Origin of the sequence: Paenibacillus sp. 37, from assembly GCF_008386395.1 — a bacterium.
Classification (GTDB): Bacteria; Bacillota; Bacilli; order Paenibacillales; family Paenibacillaceae; genus Paenibacillus; species Paenibacillus amylolyticus_B.
Window position 1 is genome coordinate 7,009,221 of sequence record NZ_CP043761.1, and the last position, 16,958, is coordinate 7,026,178.

Annotated in this window: 16 protein-coding genes; 5 read left to right on the plus strand and 11 right to left on the minus strand. The window is 45.0% G+C overall.

The window, feature by feature from the left end; all coding sequences use genetic code 11:
• Positions 1-24 precede the first annotated feature (24 nt).
• Together F0220_RS29965 and F0220_RS29970 are read left to right on the plus strand one after the other, a co-directional pair.
• Positions 25-990 carry a YndJ family transporter gene (locus F0220_RS29965; protein ID WP_105600609.1) on the plus strand — a complete coding sequence of 322 codons (966 nt, stop codon included), beginning with the start codon at positions 25-27 and terminating at the stop codon, positions 988-990.
• A 91-nt stretch (positions 991-1,081) separates the two neighbouring features.
• Positions 1,082-1,534, plus strand: a complete 453-nt coding sequence (locus tag F0220_RS29970) for a HEAT repeat domain-containing protein (RefSeq protein ID WP_091012234.1) — start codon at positions 1,082-1,084, stop codon at positions 1,532-1,534.
• Between the two features lie 251 nt (positions 1,535-1,785).
• Here F0220_RS29970 and F0220_RS29975 read toward each other — a convergent pair whose 3' ends face one another.
• Together F0220_RS29975 and F0220_RS29980 are read right to left on the minus strand one after the other, a co-directional pair.
• The gene (locus F0220_RS29975; RefSeq protein ID WP_105600611.1) at positions 1,786-3,276 is read right to left on the minus strand and encodes an aldehyde dehydrogenase family protein; all 1,491 of its coding nucleotides are present in this window, start codon (positions 3,274-3,276) and stop codon (positions 1,786-1,788) included.
• 27 nt (positions 3,277-3,303) lie between these two features.
• Positions 3,304-4,389: a 5-methyltetrahydropteroyltriglutamate--homocysteine S-methyltransferase gene (locus F0220_RS29980; RefSeq protein WP_105600612.1), complete on the minus strand. Its 1,086-nt coding sequence runs from the start codon at positions 4,387-4,389 to the stop codon at positions 3,304-3,306.
• A 276-nt stretch (positions 4,390-4,665) separates the two neighbouring features.
• Here F0220_RS29980 and F0220_RS29985 point away from each other — a divergent pair, with 276 nt between their 5' ends.
• On the plus strand, positions 4,666-6,690 hold the full coding sequence (locus F0220_RS29985) for a right-handed parallel beta-helix repeat-containing protein (RefSeq protein ID WP_091012229.1): 2,025 nt from the start codon (positions 4,666-4,668) through the stop codon (positions 6,688-6,690).
• Between the two features lie 132 nt (positions 6,691-6,822).
• Here the strand turns inward: F0220_RS29985 and F0220_RS29990 are convergent, their stop codons facing one another.
• From F0220_RS29990 to F0220_RS30005, 3 genes are all read right to left on the minus strand, one after another.
• Positions 6,823-7,797, minus strand: a complete 975-nt coding sequence (locus F0220_RS29990) for a phosphotransferase enzyme family protein (protein WP_105600613.1) — start codon at positions 7,795-7,797, stop codon at positions 6,823-6,825.
• A 323-nt stretch (positions 7,798-8,120) separates the two neighbouring features.
• Positions 8,121-8,708, minus strand: coding sequence for a YdeI/OmpD-associated family protein (locus tag F0220_RS30000; RefSeq protein ID WP_223199818.1), 588 nt, complete (start codon positions 8,706-8,708; stop codon positions 8,121-8,123).
• Positions 8,684-9,625, minus strand: coding sequence for an alpha/beta fold hydrolase (locus F0220_RS30005; protein WP_105600614.1), 942 nt, complete (start codon positions 9,623-9,625; stop codon positions 8,684-8,686). Before F0220_RS30005 ends, F0220_RS30000 begins: the two co-directional genes overlap by 25 nt.
• Before the next feature lie 99 nt (positions 9,626-9,724).
• Here F0220_RS30005 and F0220_RS30010 point away from each other — a divergent pair, with 99 nt between their 5' ends.
• Positions 9,725-10,636, plus strand: coding sequence for a helix-turn-helix transcriptional regulator (locus F0220_RS30010; RefSeq protein ID WP_105600616.1), 912 nt, complete (start codon positions 9,725-9,727; stop codon positions 10,634-10,636).
• A gap of 44 nt (positions 10,637-10,680) precedes the next feature.
• Here F0220_RS30010 and rlmH read toward each other — a convergent pair whose 3' ends face one another.
• The 4 genes from rlmH to F0220_RS30030 form a co-directional block, all read right to left on the minus strand.
• Positions 10,681-11,160 (minus strand): 23S rRNA (pseudouridine(1915)-N(3))-methyltransferase RlmH, encoded by a 480-nt coding sequence (gene rlmH / locus F0220_RS30015; RefSeq protein WP_017691463.1) that lies wholly within the window; start codon positions 11,158-11,160, stop codon positions 10,681-10,683.
• 675 nt (positions 11,161-11,835) lie between these two features.
• Positions 11,836-12,003, minus strand: a complete 168-nt coding sequence (locus F0220_RS30020; protein ID WP_017691462.1) for a CxxH/CxxC protein — start codon at positions 12,001-12,003, stop codon at positions 11,836-11,838.
• A gap of 334 nt (positions 12,004-12,337) precedes the next feature.
• Positions 12,338-12,853: a hypothetical protein gene (locus F0220_RS33110; protein ID WP_223199819.1), complete on the minus strand. Its 516-nt coding sequence runs from the start codon at positions 12,851-12,853 to the stop codon at positions 12,338-12,340.
• 306 nt (positions 12,854-13,159) lie between these two features.
• Positions 13,160-14,437: a S1C family serine protease gene (locus tag F0220_RS30030; protein ID WP_091012220.1), complete on the minus strand. Its 1,278-nt coding sequence runs from the start codon at positions 14,435-14,437 to the stop codon at positions 13,160-13,162.
• Between the two features lie 717 nt (positions 14,438-15,154).
• Here F0220_RS30030 and F0220_RS30035 point away from each other — a divergent pair.
• Complete coding sequence (locus F0220_RS30035) at positions 15,155-15,367, plus strand: hypothetical protein (RefSeq protein WP_036611899.1); 213 nt, start codon at positions 15,155-15,157, stop codon at positions 15,365-15,367.
• Here the strand turns inward: F0220_RS30035 and F0220_RS30040 are convergent.
• Positions 15,336-16,142 carry an MBL fold metallo-hydrolase gene (locus tag F0220_RS30040; protein ID WP_105600617.1) on the minus strand — a complete coding sequence of 269 codons (807 nt, stop codon included), beginning with the start codon at positions 16,140-16,142 and terminating at the stop codon, positions 15,336-15,338. The two genes, F0220_RS30035 and F0220_RS30040, sit on opposite strands and share 32 nt — an antisense overlap.
• Before the next feature lie 6 nt (positions 16,143-16,148).
• Positions 16,149-16,892 (minus strand): two-component system regulatory protein YycI, encoded by a 744-nt coding sequence (gene yycI / locus F0220_RS30045; RefSeq protein ID WP_036612041.1) that lies wholly within the window; start codon positions 16,890-16,892, stop codon positions 16,149-16,151.
• Positions 16,893-16,958 lie beyond the last annotated feature (66 nt).

Sequence of the window (16,958 nt, forward strand, 5' to 3'; positions counted from 1 at the left end):
AAACGTAGCTAGAAAGGAAACCCCATGAATAGCTCCTTAAAGCAACTCATCAAATCACCCGCATTTCCCGGTGGAATCATAACCATTCTGATATTTTACCTGGATTACTTTCAATTCGAACTTGTTGAAAAATTTCTACTGTTTGCGGCTTTCGTCATTGTGCCTCTTGTGATTTCGCTTTTGAACCATGACGAAAAGAGTACATATCAACGAATGATGTATGCTGCTATGAAGTGGCTTCAATTTCCCGCTGCGCTTTTTACTCTAGCTTCGGTAATGAGTAATAAGATGTGGGGGTTAGGAAGTACGACAATCCCGGGGATTCTGTCCCTTGGGTGGCTACTGTTCACACTGTTGCTTGGCATCTATGGCTTGACTACTATTGTGATCTCTAAAGGAAAAGCAGCCGAAATAGCGATTGGCGCGGGGCTCGTTTATTTTTTTATCGGGGGCATTTGGTTTACCTTATATCAATATCAAGTAAACCTCTTCCAGGCTAATCCTGCAACGCATGCATTAAGCTCGGTTCACTTTCATTTTTCATCTGCGATCGTTCCAATTTTTATTGGTGCACTGGGACGCATCGTGACGAAGAAAAGCTGGTATCCTTGGGTTGTTGCCATCGATATCATCGGACCCATATTGATTGCTATTGGTATGATTTTCTCCAAGCCAATTGAATACATTGGTGTCACTTTGTTCGCCTGTAATATTGTGGTTTACACCGCTTATCTCCTTACTTACTTGAGAAAAAACGCTTTGGATATTAAGGCAACCATTTTTTTAGGCCTTTCTTGCCTAGCTTTCTACACGGTTGTTGTCATTTCCATCTTCTATCCGTTACTGAAAAGTATGTACTCCTTAACCATACTCGATTTCATTCCCATTTACGGATCTCTGTATGCGTTTGGCTTTGTCTTATGTGGACTAATTGGTTGGGTGTTTATGGTGGACTTCATTAAGGAAAAAGCTAACCAATCGGCTTCATAGGAGTAGTTTATTCAGGTTCGTGCTATAATAGTGATCACATAAATAACATTCATCATTCTGCCGAGATGGCGATGATTAAGGAGATTGAATTTTGACGAACAACCATGATATTGGAGCAGTTAACGAACTACCGGAGAACTTTGAAGAGCTCAAACGAGCGGCTAATCGGACGTCAAGCTGGAGAGACAGACTAAATGCGGTGAACGAATTGGGGAACTGGAATACAGAACCTACCATTAAGTTGCTGCAGCATGTTTTGAAAAATGACCAAGTGTTTCAAGTGCGCGAAGCCGCATATCTCAAGCTGAACCAGTTGGATGAAGATGTACAAATGCCTGCCAAAAACAAAGGTGAGCTGTTTAAAGGGACTAACAAAATTTTGCTGCGGATCAAAAAAAGCCTTCCTGAAGGTCACACATTTGAGGAATTCAAGGAAAAACTGCAAAAGACACGTCTGGATCTCTATGATACTTACGAGGGCGACAAAGATGCTGAGTTCGACTCCTGGCTCCATGGAATTTGGGAGACACTAGGTAGAAGATAGCCGCCGTTCACCGTGTAATAGCTGAATACAAAGCCACTCCAAAAATGGAGTGGCTTCTTTATTTCTTCTGTGTCATCTCCATCAGATATGGTTTTTTTCTCTGAAAAAAGTCACCACTGACAAACTGATCTGACAAAAAAACGCCCTGTCTACTGATTCTTAAAAATCAGTAAACAAAGCGCAAAGTTAGAGCATACATTCAATTTCACATACACATTCCCTGTATGATGAGAAGTTGTGTGCTATAAGATTTATTCTGGTATATAAGGAAGATCCAGTGTCTTCGGAACGTTGATGACATGTTTTTCTGTATACGTGCGGATCCCTTCTGCGCCGTATTCACGGCCAATTCCCGATTGCTTGAAGCCACCGAAAGGGAACCGAACGTCGAGCCCCTGCACAGCAGCGGTATTGATCATGGTCGTTCCAGCTTCGAGTTGACGTGCGACGGAGATAGCATCCTCTTCTTTCCCCCACACAGAACTCGTCAATCCATATATGCTTTCATTGTGTAGATGAATAACCTGCTCTTCATCGTCAAATGGCAGAATCGGAACCGTAGGGCCAAACTGTTCCTCTACGACAATCGGGTCATGAACATCGCAACCCAAAACAAGCGTAGGTTGTAGGTAGTAACCTTGGTCAAACAGCTTCTGATCCAGAATTTGCCCGAGAGGGATGACCTTAGCCCCGCGCTTTTGCGCATCTTCCACCAAACCAAGCACGTAATTCTTCTGCTTCAGGTTATTAACCGGGCCTACCGTCGTATTTGAATCAAAGGGATCACCAATTCGAATCCAACGATTCGCCGCTTCTATATATGTTTCCACGAACTCATTATAAATAGAACGGTGTACATACACACGTTTGGCGATCATACAGATCTGTCCTGTTGTTAAGAAATTAGAAATGACAATCCGTCGCATGGCTCGCTCATCATGTACATCAAAGCTCTCCAAGAAGATAGCCGCATCATTACCACCAAGCTCAAGCGTCATATCCTTAATCGTTTCCGAAGCCGCTTTAATAATATGCTTAGCTGTCGCGGTTCCACCTGTAAAAGCGATTTTAGTAACAAGAGGATTACTAGTCAGTTCAACGCCCACATCGGCATCACCATGAACGACATTGATTACACCAGCCGGGAACTCACTGGCAATAATCTCTGCGACTTTCGCTGCCGCCAGTGGCGCAAATGGGCTTGGTTTAAGCACAATCGTGTTGCCCGCAAGTAAGGCAGGGGCGATCTTAATCGTAGATAAAGCAATGGGATAGTTCCATGGACTAATTGCTGCCACCACACCAATTGGATCATAGGAAAGAATCGTTTTACCGTTCTCATGCTCTTTGATCTCTTCCTGTAGAGCTGATTTAGCTTCATTACAAGCAAATTCCATCCACATTAACGAAACATAAATTTCGCCGTGTGCATCATACAGGGGCTTGCCATGCTCTCTAGACAGCAAATGTACAATTTCATTCTCAGCTGCTCTAATCTTCTCGATCGCCTTGCGCATCATCATAATGCGTTCATCAATGGAGGTCTGCTTCCATGTTTTAAAAGCCCCTGCCGCCGCTTCAATCGCTTCAACCGCTTGTTCTTTCGTAGTAACAGGGAAATAGCCTACAATCTCGGTTGGGTTGGCCGGGTTTTCTTTTGCTAACTGCGAAAGGGATTTTACATTCTGACCATTAATGAAAGCTTCAACGATAATTGTCTCTTGGTCTGCTTGGATCGTCATTTTACATCCCTCCGTTATTTAGATAGATTAATTCCAAACTTCTTCTGCAATTTCCTTCACATAACGAAGTTTACGCCATTGTTGTTCTTCCGTTAGAATGTTGCCTTCTTCTGTAGATGAGAAACCACATTGTGGGCTCAAACAAAGTTGCTCAAGTGGTACATAGGTTGCCGCCTCTGCAATCCGGGCTTTAATTTGTTCTTTATCCTCTAACTCGCCTGTTTTCGATGTAAGTAAACCAAGTACGATTTTCAAATCTTTTCGATTTACATATTTTAATGGTTCGAAACCACCTGAGCGCTCATCATCAAATTCTAAAAATAATCCATCTACGTTTAAGCCTCCAAAGATAACTTCAGAAGCGTAATCATAACCACCCGTTGAGAAATAGTTCGATTTATAGTTACCACGACAAATGTGCATCGTCACAACTAAATTTGCCGGTTTATGAGACAAGGATTCATTAATCATACGTTGCATCGTTTTCAACTCTTCCGCCGGTTCCAGACCTTTAGCACGTAGCTTATCGTGACCAGCGTCTGAGAATAGGTCTGCCCAAGCGGTATCATCTAATTGCAGGTATCGACATCCTGCATCATAGAAGGCTTGAATGGCTTTTTGATACGCCGCAATTGTATCCTGAAGGAATTGTTCTCGGTCCGTATAGACATTGGCGCCATTTTCCAATCGATATAGAAGCATGTTTGGACTTGGAATGGTCTGTTTCGCCACTGCGTCACCTGCATGCTTTTTCAAAAACTCAAAATCCTTAACAAAGGGATGACTCGAGAAATCAACTTTACCAACAACACGAATCCCGCCCTTGCGAGTTTGCATATTATGGAATTTTGGTCCGTCTATTTGCTCATACAACTCTACGCCATCCAAGCCACCCAGAAAATCAAAATGCCACCAGCTTCTGCGGAATTCACCATCCGTAACGGCCAATACGCCATTTTCCTTTTGCTTTTCAATAATTCGAATAATCTCTTTATCTTCTATAGCTCTTAATTCTTCATATGTGATGTTGCCTGATTTATATTGTTCACGTGCCTGACTTAAGTTTGCAGGGCGTAGAAAGCTACCTACATGATCATTACGAAATGGTATCATAACTATTTCTCCTTCTAACTTTTTGGTTCACTGAGTATAGCATGATTGAAAAGATAGTATGTTATATGAAAAATGCATGACTGGTCATAGCTTTTAACAATAGCTAAAAGACTTTAATAAGCAAAAAAACCACAACCTCATAGGGTAGTAGATGTGGTTTACCTTATATTAAAATCAATTTGGCCTAGCATCTGATTTCCTATCTCTCCCATTACATTTATTTTCTAGTATAATAACGGGATACAACAAACATTTTAAAATAGAAGGAGAGTTGTTATGGAATATCATGTATCCAACCATGGGAATGATCAAGGAAAAGGAACAGCGGATCAACCCCTTCGTACCATATCACGCGCTGCGGCTCATGCCATGGCTGGTGATACAGTTATTGTTCATGCGGGAGTATACAGAGAGTGGGTTAACCCGGCTAATGGAGGAACAGCGGAGCATAGAATCGTATATCGATCCGCAGGAGACGGGGAAGTAGTGATTACAGGAGCTGAGCGGATTACCAACTGGAAGTCTGAAGGAAACCATGTCTGGAGCACAGAAGTGCTCAATTCCCTCTTTTCCGTTCGTAATCCCTATGAGGTAGAGCTCAGTGGAGACTGGTTGTTTGACGGGCCCTTCCCAATTCATCTCGGCGATGTCTATTTGGATGGCAAATCATTGTATGAATGCGATAGTATTGAAAGCGTTAACAAACCTGAGGTTTGGTCCGAAGCTAAGTATCCCAAGGATTCATTGTTAAAATGGTATGCCGAGGTTGGTTCTACGACAACCAAAATCTGGGCCAACTTTGGTGGAAAAGACCCTCGTAAGGAAAATGTAGAAATTAATGTACGTCCTTATTGCTTCTGGCCTGAGAAACCGGGAATTAACTACATCACCGTAAGCGGTTTCACACTTCGCCAAGCTTCTCCTCAATGGGCACCACCTACAGACTACCAGGAAGGTTTGATTGGGCCTCACTGGAGCAAGGGCTGGATTATTGAAAACAATATCATCAGTGAATCCAAATGTGTTGGTATTAGTCTGGGTACCGAAATCGGTACAGGTCACAGCAAGTCTTTGGAGAAGCATAGTAAAGGCGGTACTCAACGTGAGCAGGAGGTTATTTTACGAGCATTACGCTCCGGTTGGCATAAAGATCGCGTCGGCAGTCACATCGTTCGGGGTAATGTAATTCATGATTGTGAACAGGCAGGTATTGTGGGCCATATGGGAGCAGCCTTCAGCCGCATATATCAGAACCGTATTTATAATATTCATCATAAACGACTCAGACACGGAGCCGAAGTTGCGGGAATTAAGCTTCATGCTTCCCTGGATACTCAGATTAGTGAAAATATAATGTATAGCTGTTACCGAGCGCTTTGGCTGGACTGGCAGGCACAGGGGACTCGCATCAGCCGCAATGTATTTTTTGACAATCTTTCGGAAGACCTTTTCGTTGAGGTGTGCCATGGTCCGTATATGGTCGATCACAACCTATTTCTCTCTCCGATGAACTTCAGAAATATGGCTCAGGGCGGAGCATTTGCTCATAATTTGTTTGCAGGTCGATTTGTCGTTCGTTCCGAAATTACTCGTATTACGCCATATCATTTCCCTCACGAGACGGCCATGGCCGGATACTCCAATATCACTGGAGGCGATGACAGGTACTACAATAATATCTTCTTGGGTGACAATGATCCTAATAAAGAGCCTGTGCCTATTACCTTCTTTGAGCATCTACCCCTTAAATCAAGGGATGAAGTTGGAGAGGACGGGAAGACGGCTATGGACGGAGTTCCTGACAATTCTATTTGTTATCTGCATACTGTGGGACTTGGCGGCTATGATCAACATCCTGATATGAAAGATAAGAAATGGTGGGAATACACCAAAGAGGAGCTTATGGAGCTTGGCGATGCCGCAAAGGATTTCTTTATAGGCAATGCCGTTCTTCCGGTAGCTATGGGTGGAAATCTATATCTTAACCATTCGGTTCCAAGTACTCATGAATCCGATGCGGAGATATATACTCAGAAGGGTATAAACGTTGAGATTGATCCTGCGCTAGGTAAGGTGCACATTCAGATCCATGAGCCCGAATTGCTTCGGGGAGCCTCTGCCCTGTTGATTACCACGGACCTGCTCGGAAAGACGTATCACGCCAATATGAGGTATGAGGAGCCGGACAGCAGTCCATATCATTTCAACTCCGATTTCTTCGGAACAAAGAGACCCGATGCAGATGTCACACCCGGTCCGTTTGAGTTAACTGAAAAGGGTAATCTTGATTTCCAAATTTAAGTTTATTATTGGGGGTCCAGTCATTTTAGGTGATTGGATCTTTTTTGTGTGTAAAGCCTCTATTCCGCTAATCGGCATGAAGCCATATTTTCATCAAAAGCCTTTCGCCCTAATTGTGGCAGAGTTCACCCGTTAACTCAAAAAGTCCATATCAATATAAGGAGTGTTATTTAATAAATTTTCATAGTAGAAGCGTCGGGCTTGCTCATACCATTCAGTCCAATCAGGAGCGTTAAAGTCTCTGCTTCTATAGAGCGCAGCTAAAACTCTAGCTTGCCTTAAATTTATAAATAGTGGAACTTTGTTTAACTGGCTTTGGCTTACAGTGTATTCCTTGCAATAGCCATTTAAGAAGTTGAAATAGTACCGTTTTGCAATCTCCTTTCTCACATCTCCAGACACAACCCAAGGGATTGGGATTTCATAAAATAATGGTGTAGCAATATCAGAAACAAACCAGCTATATTCCACCTCATCATAGTCAATAATAAAGGCTTTATCCCCATCATTAAGATAATTGCCAGGGCTGATATCCCCATGAATAAGACCATATGTATTTTTTTCCTTGGACAGGGCACTAATTTCATTAATTAAACGATCATAGTTACTGTGTAATTCTAACGGACAATACTTCTTAAAAGATTCTAATAGAGTATTACCACTCCATTCATGGCGTGAATTTTGGGACGAGTAATTAAGCGATATCTTATGTATTTTCCCGACCATTTGTCCAATGTTTTCATAAAACGTATTGCTCTCCTCGGCGATTACTGCATTTCTGCCTGGTGCTTTCTCAAAAGCTGTCACGATAAAGGACCCGTCAATGATATGAATAAGATCCCCTGATAAAGATTGAATAGGCCTTGCTACTTTCATTCCGCGATCAGCCAGAAACATGATGAAATCTAGTTCCGCTCTTGTTAATAATTCATTTCGATGGGTGACATGCGTAATTCTTAAAATGACTTCTCTATTTCCAACAACGCCGGAATAAACGAAATTTTGAAACCCATTTAATTCGATAATGGAGTTCTGAAGTATTCCAAAACATTGTGCGGACTCTTTCAATATATCTTTTGTGAATAGTAGTTTAATCTTTTTATCCATATAATTTCTCCCCCTTTACTTCTATGGTAACAAGAGGAGCCAAATGAGAAAATGCAGAATTTAATTAGAATCAAATTTTACACAAAAAGTCACATCGGAAAGCTCGATGTGACTTACAAATGAATCTAATGACTCTATTCAGCATCATTCTGCTCTTCCAGCCATCTCAAAATCGCTTAGTTTGTTTCTTCCGGCTTTTCTTGCTGGATCCAATGACCGCAATCCAGATTGACCACTTCCGCATTAGGCACGAACTTTGTCAGGTTTTTAGACCCTTATGACTGTATCCCGGTCACCATAGATCATGAGGGTCGGCTGTATCATCAAAATGAAGGGGGTTGCGATTTGAGCTGTTTCATCCCTTCTTCAGATGAAGCGATCAATATTCCAAGCCTTCTTAAGCGTGTTTCTTCTTTCTTGGCGCTCATTACCCACCAGATAGAATCTCTTTTATAGGATGGTGATAAATTAGTGAAGAATAGCCAGGCTGTTTGATTTGCCTTGATTTGTTCTTCATATTCTTTGGCAAGTTCCACGTTTCTTTGTTCAGAGGAATAGCCTTGTGCATCGGTTCTGTTGTTAAAGACGTGGATTCCTTCTGGTCTCATCTTTCCAAGCTGTATTAGTGCTTTTACCTTCTTTACGTTCACAGCACTCCATACACTATTTACTTTGCGCGGAGTAAAGCGAATCTTATAGCTTTGTTTATCAATGGTTTTTCGTATACCGTCAATCCACCCAAAACAAAGAGCGGCATCTACTGATGCAGACCAAGTAAGGCTTGCACGCCCTGTACTTATCCCAAAATAGCCCACCCAAATTTCACTAGCTTCAGCATGATGTTCTTCTAACCAATCATTAAACTCTTCTTGGTTGTTGAAAAACACTACATCTCCCATTGTTCCAGCCATTTTAAAATCGCTTGGTTTGTTTCTTCCGGCTTTTCTTCCTGGATCCAATGACCGCAATCCAGATTGACCACTTCCACATTGGGCACGAACTTTGTCAGGTTTTCAGACTTCGCAACCACATCCCGGTCGCCGTAGATCATGAGGGTCGGCTGCTGGATGATTGGGTTCACTTTCGCCAATAAGCGCCAGTTGCGGTCAAGGTTCCTGTACCAATTTAAGCTGCCCGTGAACCCTGATGTTTCAAAAGCGGAGACGTAAACGGCCAGCTCGCTTTCGCTCAATATGGGCTCACCGAGCGGTGTTTCTGCTCTGGCGAGATTGATCAACGCCATACCTGGCTCAGGTGCTCTGAGAGGCTCGTTCTTCCGGTACAGGTTGCGAAGGAACCTGTATGTATTGTCTTCGAATACGGCGTCCGCGACGCCTGGCTGTCGATTGAAGTGGACGAAATAGAAATCTCCGCCAAGTATTTCTTCCATGAACTCGATCCAGGGTTTTTCTCCGCGCTCTTGATAAGGCAAGCTCAGATTTATCACTTTATTGACGCGGTTTGGATGCAACAAGGTCAGTCCCCAAACGACGAATGCACCCCAGTCATGACCGACAAAGGTAGCATCCTCGTATCCATAGTGATCGAGAAGCGCGATGAGATCACCCGACAAGTGTTCAATGTCATAGTCTGTTACTTCGGTTGGACGGAATGAGTTGCCGTAACCCCTCTGGTTGGGAACGATGACATGGTAGCCTGCTGCGGCAAGTGCGTCCATCTGATGGCGCCAAGAATAGGCATGCTCTGGCCAGCCGTGGCAGAGTACAATAGGTTTTCCAGCGTTTTCTCGGCCTGCTTCAAACACTTCGAGTTCCACACTGTTGACTGAAATAAGGGTGGGCTTGGGAAAATCGGTTGGATTAAACATTGAATTAAAACCTCCTTCTTGTGATACATGTAGTATAATGGATAAAAGGTGACACCTTAGTGTCACCTTTATAAAATCATGTAAAAAAAGAGGGCAATTATGAACAAAGTGGAGAGACTCATTTCGATTATCATGATATTGCTGAGGAAAGAGATTGTTTCTACAACGGAATTCTCACAACTATTCAATGTCTCCAAAAGAACGATCCTTCGCGATATGGAAACATTGAGCTTATCGAACATCCCAATCTACTCTGTCAATGGCGTCAAAGGCGGCTACGGCATAATGGACGAATACAAGGTCGATAAACGCCTTCTAAGCAGCACCGATTTACAGAATATATTGGCTGCGCTCGGCGGATTGGAACAACTCCTCCTTACTGAAGAAGTGGAAAGAACGATAAAAAAAATAGAGGCAATGGTTAGTCCATTGTCTCTGAATCGTTCCATTCAACTGTCGTTTTATGTTTGGGAAGGTCGGTCCGAAATTCTTGAAACCTTAAAGATATGTCAAGAATCCATTTCTAAAAAAAGGCTGGTTTCGTTTGATTATACAGATAAAGACGGGGCTGTAACGAATAGAATGGTCGAGCCCTATGAGCTGCATTTCAACGAATCGAGTTGGTACTTGAAAGGATTCTGTTTACATCGACAGGGATATCGAACATTCAAGTTATCGCGGATCGATCATATTACGATGGATGAACGTACGTTTCATCCTAGAGACGATTGGTCAGAGCAAGGTCGCGTTGCAAGTTATCTACCGCAATTCGTCACGATTAAGGCATGGATATCGCCTAGCATAAAAGATCAAATCATCGAAAGGTATGGTCGAAGAAGTATTGAAGACCATAATGGTGGATCTTTATTAGCAACTATTTATGTCCCACAAAATCATATGGGATTTCAATTGTTAGCAAGCTTCGGCACTCATCTAAAAATTGTAGAGCCCAAGTCCTATGTTGAAGACTTTCGAAATTATTTATATCAAATGATGAAGAACTATTCCTGATATATTTAGCATTAAAGCTTCAACCTTCAACTCAACTTTTCGCCCTACTTGTGGTACGGTTCCCCCCGATTGATCTTCACCGCACGATAAATCTGCTCCACCAGCACCAGCCGCATAAGCTGATGCGGCAGGGTCATGCGCCCGAAGCTCAAGCGCTGCTTCGCGCGGCGCAATACCTCATCGGAGAGCCCGTGGCTGCCTCCGATGACAAACACGACATGGCTCGTCCCATACGTGCCGAGCTTGTCGATCTCCAATGCCAGCTCCTCAGAACTCCAGAGCTGGCCATCCAATGCGAGCGCAACAACATGCGCCTCGCTCTTCACATGCGCGAGGATACGTTCGCCCTCGCGCTCTTTTACCGCCCGAACCTCAGCTTCGCTCAGGGTATCGGGCGCCTTTTCGTCTGCGACCTCGATCATCTGAAACTTGATGTACGGGGCGAGCCGCTTGGCATATTCCTGAATGCCCAGCGTCAAATATTTTTCCTTCAATTTGCCTACGCCAATAATCTGAATAAACATAACAACTCATTCCTCCTAAATTGTCTTACGAGATATTCTATAAGTAAGATGCTTCATCGCATCGTTCGTTCCAACTGTATTATACCTATACTACACATTTCTCCAAATTCTAACGAACCCCACACACCTTATTCAGCCCCATTTCGGCTACTTTAAAATCTAACGAATCTGAAACACGCTATCTCAGTCAAAAAAAGTGTTTCCCACCTCTTTCGAGGCCATTTCAGCAATATAACGTGTCTACGATTCGTTAGATTTCAACCAGGCGGTATTTGCCCCGAATAAGGCTTCTCCAGTTCGTTAAAGCAACTTGGTCGGTCCACACCAACGTCCCTACCCACATCGCTGTCACCCAAATTCACTTTCCCCATGCCCCAGCGGCTTCCATTTTTATACCTACAACTTGCAAATTTACTACAACCTAGTTCAATCCCAACTCGGGACTCGGCACCTACCTACCTTAAGCTTCTTCTACTCTCGCCTACTCCCACGTTAACCCCTACTACCCTTGCCAAGCTCCACACAGCCTACCAACTACACTAATACCCCCACAAACACAAAAAGAGCGCTCATCACGCTCTCTTTGGCTTCTTGCTGTGATGTTCATACCGGATGGAAAGTCAGCCCGAAGTGCCACATTAAGCACGCCTCCAGCCGTCTAAGTCCTACAGTACGCTAAACGACGAGGAATTCCGCGTGCTGTTCGCACTCGGCGCATTTCGCAGGCGGGTCCCAATCGGCAAATTCCGTCTCCTTCAGATCAACGATATCTGGAGCGTCCTCATACTCATCGACAAACATGTCGATGGCAATGTCCACGTGTTCTTTGCATACAACGTACATCCGTTAAGCATCCTTTCTGTAACCAGCTATGTTCCCGATTCACAACCGCGTATCCCATTACAGGATAGCCACTTCTCAGTTCTATCACACCTGCCACCGAAAAGAAACCCCCTGCCCTAATTTATCGTACCCAACATCTCCCAAACCCCTCCGTACGCCGTAAAAGAACACAAAAAGCATTCTTCCCGATACCTCCACGGTACCGAAAAGAATGCTCCTGTAACAGCAACAATCACTCAACATAGCGAATGAATCCTGCTCCTGTGCCTGAATTACGAAAACAGAGTTACTTGTCCCCTGTTCCATTCCATGAATTGTCTCTAATCCACGCTCTTTAATTCAATCCCGACTGCGCCTTCGTCAACAGCTTCCCGCCTTGAAAAGCAATAACCGCATTAGCACCATTGCCAGCTGTGCCTTTATAGTTGTAAACCACCATATTCTCCGCTTCACTCAGCGCTTCACCTTCGCCGCCGAGGATCTCGATGACATCTCCCACCGACATGCCAACCTCAAGCTTCTCATACTGGGCAAAGGTAATCAGCACCCCATCGCCTTTCCCGGCCGATCCGTTGTTTCCTGATGCTACAGGTGTTTGACCACCAGCCTCACCTACCGCAATCACATTTGTACTCAGCTCATTCAACTTGGTCTCAAGTGCTGCAATCTTTTGCTCCTGCTCAACGCTCTTGGCTCCCTGCTCCACCAGTTTCTTCTCAAGCCCTGCAATCTTCTCTTGCAGCGCACTTGTATCCACGGATGCTCCTGTCGTAGCTACCTCAGATCCACAGGCAGACAGCATAAACAGGGACAGCGCCAAGCTCGTTCCCCCAAGCATCTTTTTCTTCAAATATTTCATCAAAAATACCCCTTCCATTCGGAAATAAAATTAGATCGACAAACAGATGTTATTGCATCAGCGACCGTCTCCAACATATTGACAACAGTTTACCACAGCCCTAGTCTTATGTATCTGCTCCTTTGGCTCCGGGTCTAACTGATCATGAGAACATAAAAATGGTTAATCTACTCATTTACTGTCGAATGCATACGTCCATCCATAATAACTAAAAAAGAGTGGTCAGTAGATCTGATCACTCTTCTAGCATTGCCCTATTTCAATCCACGCAACAGTAAAGGTTTCGTTGAACTTCCCTTATTCCGGTTTATCCGTCAGCTTCACTGATACTTTCTCCGCTTTGCCATCCCGGTAGAAGGTCACTTCAATCGTATCCCCAATCTTCTTCTCATCGTACAGATATTTCCGCAGATCCAGCGTGGAGGTAATTTTTTGCCCGTCAAATTCCGTAATGACGTCATTCAGCTTCATACCTGCATCAGATGCCGGACCGGATGCTTCCAGCACAACCACACCGCTGTCCACGTGGGATGGCAGTTTCAGATCCTTGCGCTGCTCATCATCCAGTGGTGCATATGGGTTGCTCAGATCTACCGTATATACACCCAGGTATGGACGAGATACTTTGCCGTTCAAGAGCAGGGAATCTACCGTTTTCATCACTTCGTTCATCGGAATCGCGAAGCCGAGTCCTTCAACCCCCGTATCCGAGATCTTCATGGTATTAATTCCTACGACTTTGCCGTTTAGATCAACCAAAGCACCGCCGCTATTGCCTTCGTTAATCGCCGCATCCGTCTGGATCACGTTTTGCTCCCAGTCGTACACGCCGTCCTGATTAATCGATACAGGCAGAATACGATCCGTGTAACTGACAATTCCGGATGTCAGCGTACCGCCCAGACCGAGCGGGTTCCCGATCGCCAGCACCGTTTGACCGCGCTGAAGTTTGCTGGAATCACCGATCTCCGCCACTGCACCCAGCCCTTTATCTTCTGCGGATAGTACAGCAATGTCACTTACCCGGTCTTTACCAACCAGCTTCGCTTTGTGTGTCTCCCCATCTACGGTCACAATCTCCAGATCACTCGCACCCTCCACGACGTGGTGGTTGGTCATGATGTAGGCCTTGCCATCTTCCTTCTTGAAAATGACCCCTGAGCCCAGCGCCGAATCTTCCATCGATAGACTGCTACCCGTTTTATGGTTCACAATGCTCACCACGGAAGGACGAACATGTGCTGCTGCCTGAATAATCCGGTCGTATGGATCAGCTGCCTGTGTTGCCTGTGCACTGCCTCCACCACCGTTGCCTGTAGCATTCGCCAGCGGTAACGATGTGGGCTGTGTGATGAAGCTAAACAGCATGACGGTCACGATGGAGCTGATCACCGAGCTAATCACAGCTACCTTCACTGTGGAACTGATTCCCGTACGCGATCTGCGCGGATTGCTCCAGCGGTCACGTCCACGTGCTCTGCCCCCAGGGCGGATGATCTGAAGTTTGCCTTTCTGTTCAGGTTCGGCGCGTCTTGATACTTTGGTTGAATAAAAATCGTCTCCAAACAATCCCATCGTGATCCTCTCCCCTTCGTTGTCACGCATCAAGACCCTGACTGCCGCCTAAGTTGTCGCATGGATCAACGATGGAGTTCTCACATACACCACTCCGCCAACAGACGAACCTTCCGATCGCAGTTACTCACAAATTTTTTTGATCCCCTCTTCCAAGGTAAAAATTTGTTCCTAAAGGCGAACACTTTGTTTCTTCAGGTTTCTTCTGTCGTCTTCGTTACGTGAAGACTCCAACGGTTTCCCATGCTTTTTTGCAATTTTATAAAATGGTCTTGCATATCGCCGCATCCCGGCATCAAATCAAGATACAGCGTCTATGTACAACAGAACGGACACGCCATTCTGTCAGTGACTCTATCAATCATGCTCTCGCATTCTATGACATGCCATTTCACACGCAAAACAGCCAAAATCACAATGCTCCTCATATACTAAACACGTCAAATCACAAAAAGTTGCATATTTACGAAAATTAAAGCAAATTTCCGCTATAACGCGCTTAACAATAAAGGTCCATAGTATCTATCACCACAAAATCCGGTCCGCTAAGCGCCATTTTTGGTAAATTTAAAGAACTTTTTCACCCCTGCATCGTCACAGGTTCAGCATACACGTCTCATCACACAAATGTTAGCGGCAAAAAGAGGAATGTTTTCCATCAAGCCTGACTACAATAATAGTAAAAGACAATTCGAAGCTTCATAGAGGAGGATATATATGGATCGCACGCGTACACTCACAGCCATGGACGAAGTTCATATGGCGGCCAAGCTGGCCGATCTCAAGGAAGAACACTATCGCAATACCCTTGCACTCAGTACCATCATTGAACTGCTTATTGATAAAGGCATCCTGACCCGCGAGGAAGTTGAGCGCAAAGCCGCCGAACTGGACAGCTTTATGGCTCACCCACCCTATCCCATGGCGTAGGACGGTCGTAATACGTATCACAGAGTTTGAACTCATGATCCCGGTAAAAACATCCACGGCTCTCCATCGCGTCGCGCACCGACATTTTCGCCAAGTCCATCATATTATGATCTCGGCTAAGATGTGCCAGATACGTGCGCTTGATGCGTCCGTTCATCAGTTCACTAAGCGCTGCTCCTGCTGCTTCGTTCGACAAATGCCCAATATCGCTCAAAATCCGGCGCTTGGTGTTCCACGGATAACGCCCCATACGCAGCAATTCGACATCATGATTCGCTTCCAGCACCAGTACGTCAGAATCAGAGATGGCATCGCGAACCTTGTCGCTCATGTACCCAAGATCTGTTGCAACAGACAGCTTCTCACTGCCGTCATCGAACGTATAACCGACTGGCTCAGCTGCATCATGCGAGATGCCGAAGGATTCCACGCGCAGTGACCCAAAATCATGCTTTTCACCCGTCTCAAATACCCTCCGGTTTTCCTCTGGAATCGCCCCAACCGACTTCTCCAGTGCCGCCCACGTATTCAGATTCGCGTAGATTGGTAAATTATATTTCCGAGACATCGCGCCTAGTCCTTTAATGTGATCGGAATGTTCATGTGTAACCAGAATCCCGTCCAGTTCTGCCCCAGAAATCTCCCTTTCCTGAAACAGTGCATCCAATCGCTTCGCACTAAGACCCGCATCAATCATGAGAGAGGTACCCCCATGCTGTATGACTGTGGCATTACCTGTCGAACCGCTGGATAACACGGTAAAATATATCCCCATAACGCATTACTCCCCTGGTTTGTCTGTCTTGGGACTGAATACATCCCCACTGATGCCCTGCACGTACAACACTTCGCCACTTTCCAGCACGAACCGCCATGCCGGCATCGCTACCTGTATATCTGAATTGAACAACTGGCCGTAATAGCCCAGCTGAATATCTTTGACAATTGCATCATTTGGCAAAAAGTTCTCGATCAGCGTTCCCAGCGCCTTCGACGCCGGAAGCACCTGCTGATCGCTCTCCTCTGCGGTTGTAATCCGCACTGGAGTTTGACGGTAACCCGTTATTTTCTGGTCGCTGTAGAATAGCTCCAGACTCACATTGAAGAGCGGCCATTTGCCATCCACCAGTGGGTGAAGCACAAAAGCCCCATCCTCGGCCATCAGCTGATCCAGCCGGTATGTCCCGATCTGTGGAATCTCACGCTCTAATGCATCTTCCAGCTCACTCTGCGAGAAGATCAGCTTGCTATCTACAGGCTGTTCCAGTTCCATATCCACGCCAGCCTTGTCCTCTTCAATGAACTCATAGGACAACTTCGGCAGCTTCGGCGTTTCATTTGGAATCGGAGCCAGCACCTGAATGCCTTTCTCTTCCATCGCCTGTTGTGTATTATCTGCCAGTGAGGTGAAGTCCAGATTGGCTCCGGCCGTCTCTCGTGCATCCATCCATATCTGGTATCCCAGCACCAGATTGAGTAGCAGAAAGGCATAGATCAACACATTTTTGGCCCGTCCCCAATCCATAACATTCACCCCCTAAACTAGCTGCTTGCAATACTTTCTCAAGTTGCCTACACCTTCCACCGGAAC

What these genes read in the sequence shown, in the direction of transcription:
- F0220_RS29965 (WP_105600609.1), top strand. Translation starts at nt 25, where the DNA reads ATGAATAGCTCCTTAAAGCAACTCATCAAATCACCCGCATTTCCCGGT.
- F0220_RS29975 (WP_105600611.1), bottom strand. Translation starts at nt 3,276, where the DNA reads ATGACGATCCAAGCAGACCAAGAGACAATTATCGTTGAAGCTTTCATT.
- F0220_RS29980 (WP_105600612.1), bottom strand. Translation starts at nt 4,389, where the DNA reads ATGATACCATTTCGTAATGATCATGTAGGTAGCTTTCTACGCCCTGCA.
- F0220_RS29985 (WP_091012229.1), top strand. Translation starts at nt 4,666, where the DNA reads ATGGAATATCATGTATCCAACCATGGGAATGATCAAGGAAAAGGAACA.
- F0220_RS29990 (WP_105600613.1), bottom strand. Translation starts at nt 7,797, where the DNA reads ATGGATAAAAAGATTAAACTACTATTCACAAAAGATATATTGAAAGAG.
- F0220_RS30000 (WP_223199818.1), bottom strand. Translation starts at nt 8,708, where the DNA reads ATGGCTGGAACAATGGGAGATGTAGTGTTTTTCAACAACCAAGAAGAG.
- F0220_RS30005 (WP_105600614.1), bottom strand. Translation starts at nt 9,625, where the DNA reads ATGTTTAATCCAACCGATTTTCCCAAGCCCACCCTTATTTCAGTCAAC.
- F0220_RS30010 (WP_105600616.1), top strand. Translation starts at nt 9,725, where the DNA reads ATGAACAAAGTGGAGAGACTCATTTCGATTATCATGATATTGCTGAGG.
- rlmH (WP_017691463.1), bottom strand. Translation starts at nt 11,160, where the DNA reads ATGTTTATTCAGATTATTGGCGTAGGCAAATTGAAGGAAAAATATTTG.
- F0220_RS30020 (WP_017691462.1), bottom strand. Translation starts at nt 12,003, where the DNA reads ATGTACGTTGTATGCAAAGAACACGTGGACATTGCCATCGACATGTTT.
- F0220_RS30030 (WP_091012220.1), bottom strand. Translation starts at nt 14,437, where the DNA reads ATGGGATTGTTTGGAGACGATTTTTATTCAACCAAAGTATCAAGACGC.
- F0220_RS30035 (WP_036611899.1), top strand. Translation starts at nt 15,155, where the DNA reads ATGGATCGCACGCGTACACTCACAGCCATGGACGAAGTTCATATGGCG.
- F0220_RS30040 (WP_105600617.1), bottom strand. Translation starts at nt 16,142, where the DNA reads ATGGGGATATATTTTACCGTGTTATCCAGCGGTTCGACAGGTAATGCC.
- yycI (WP_036612041.1), bottom strand. Translation starts at nt 16,892, where the DNA reads ATGGATTGGGGACGGGCCAAAAATGTGTTGATCTATGCCTTTCTGCTA.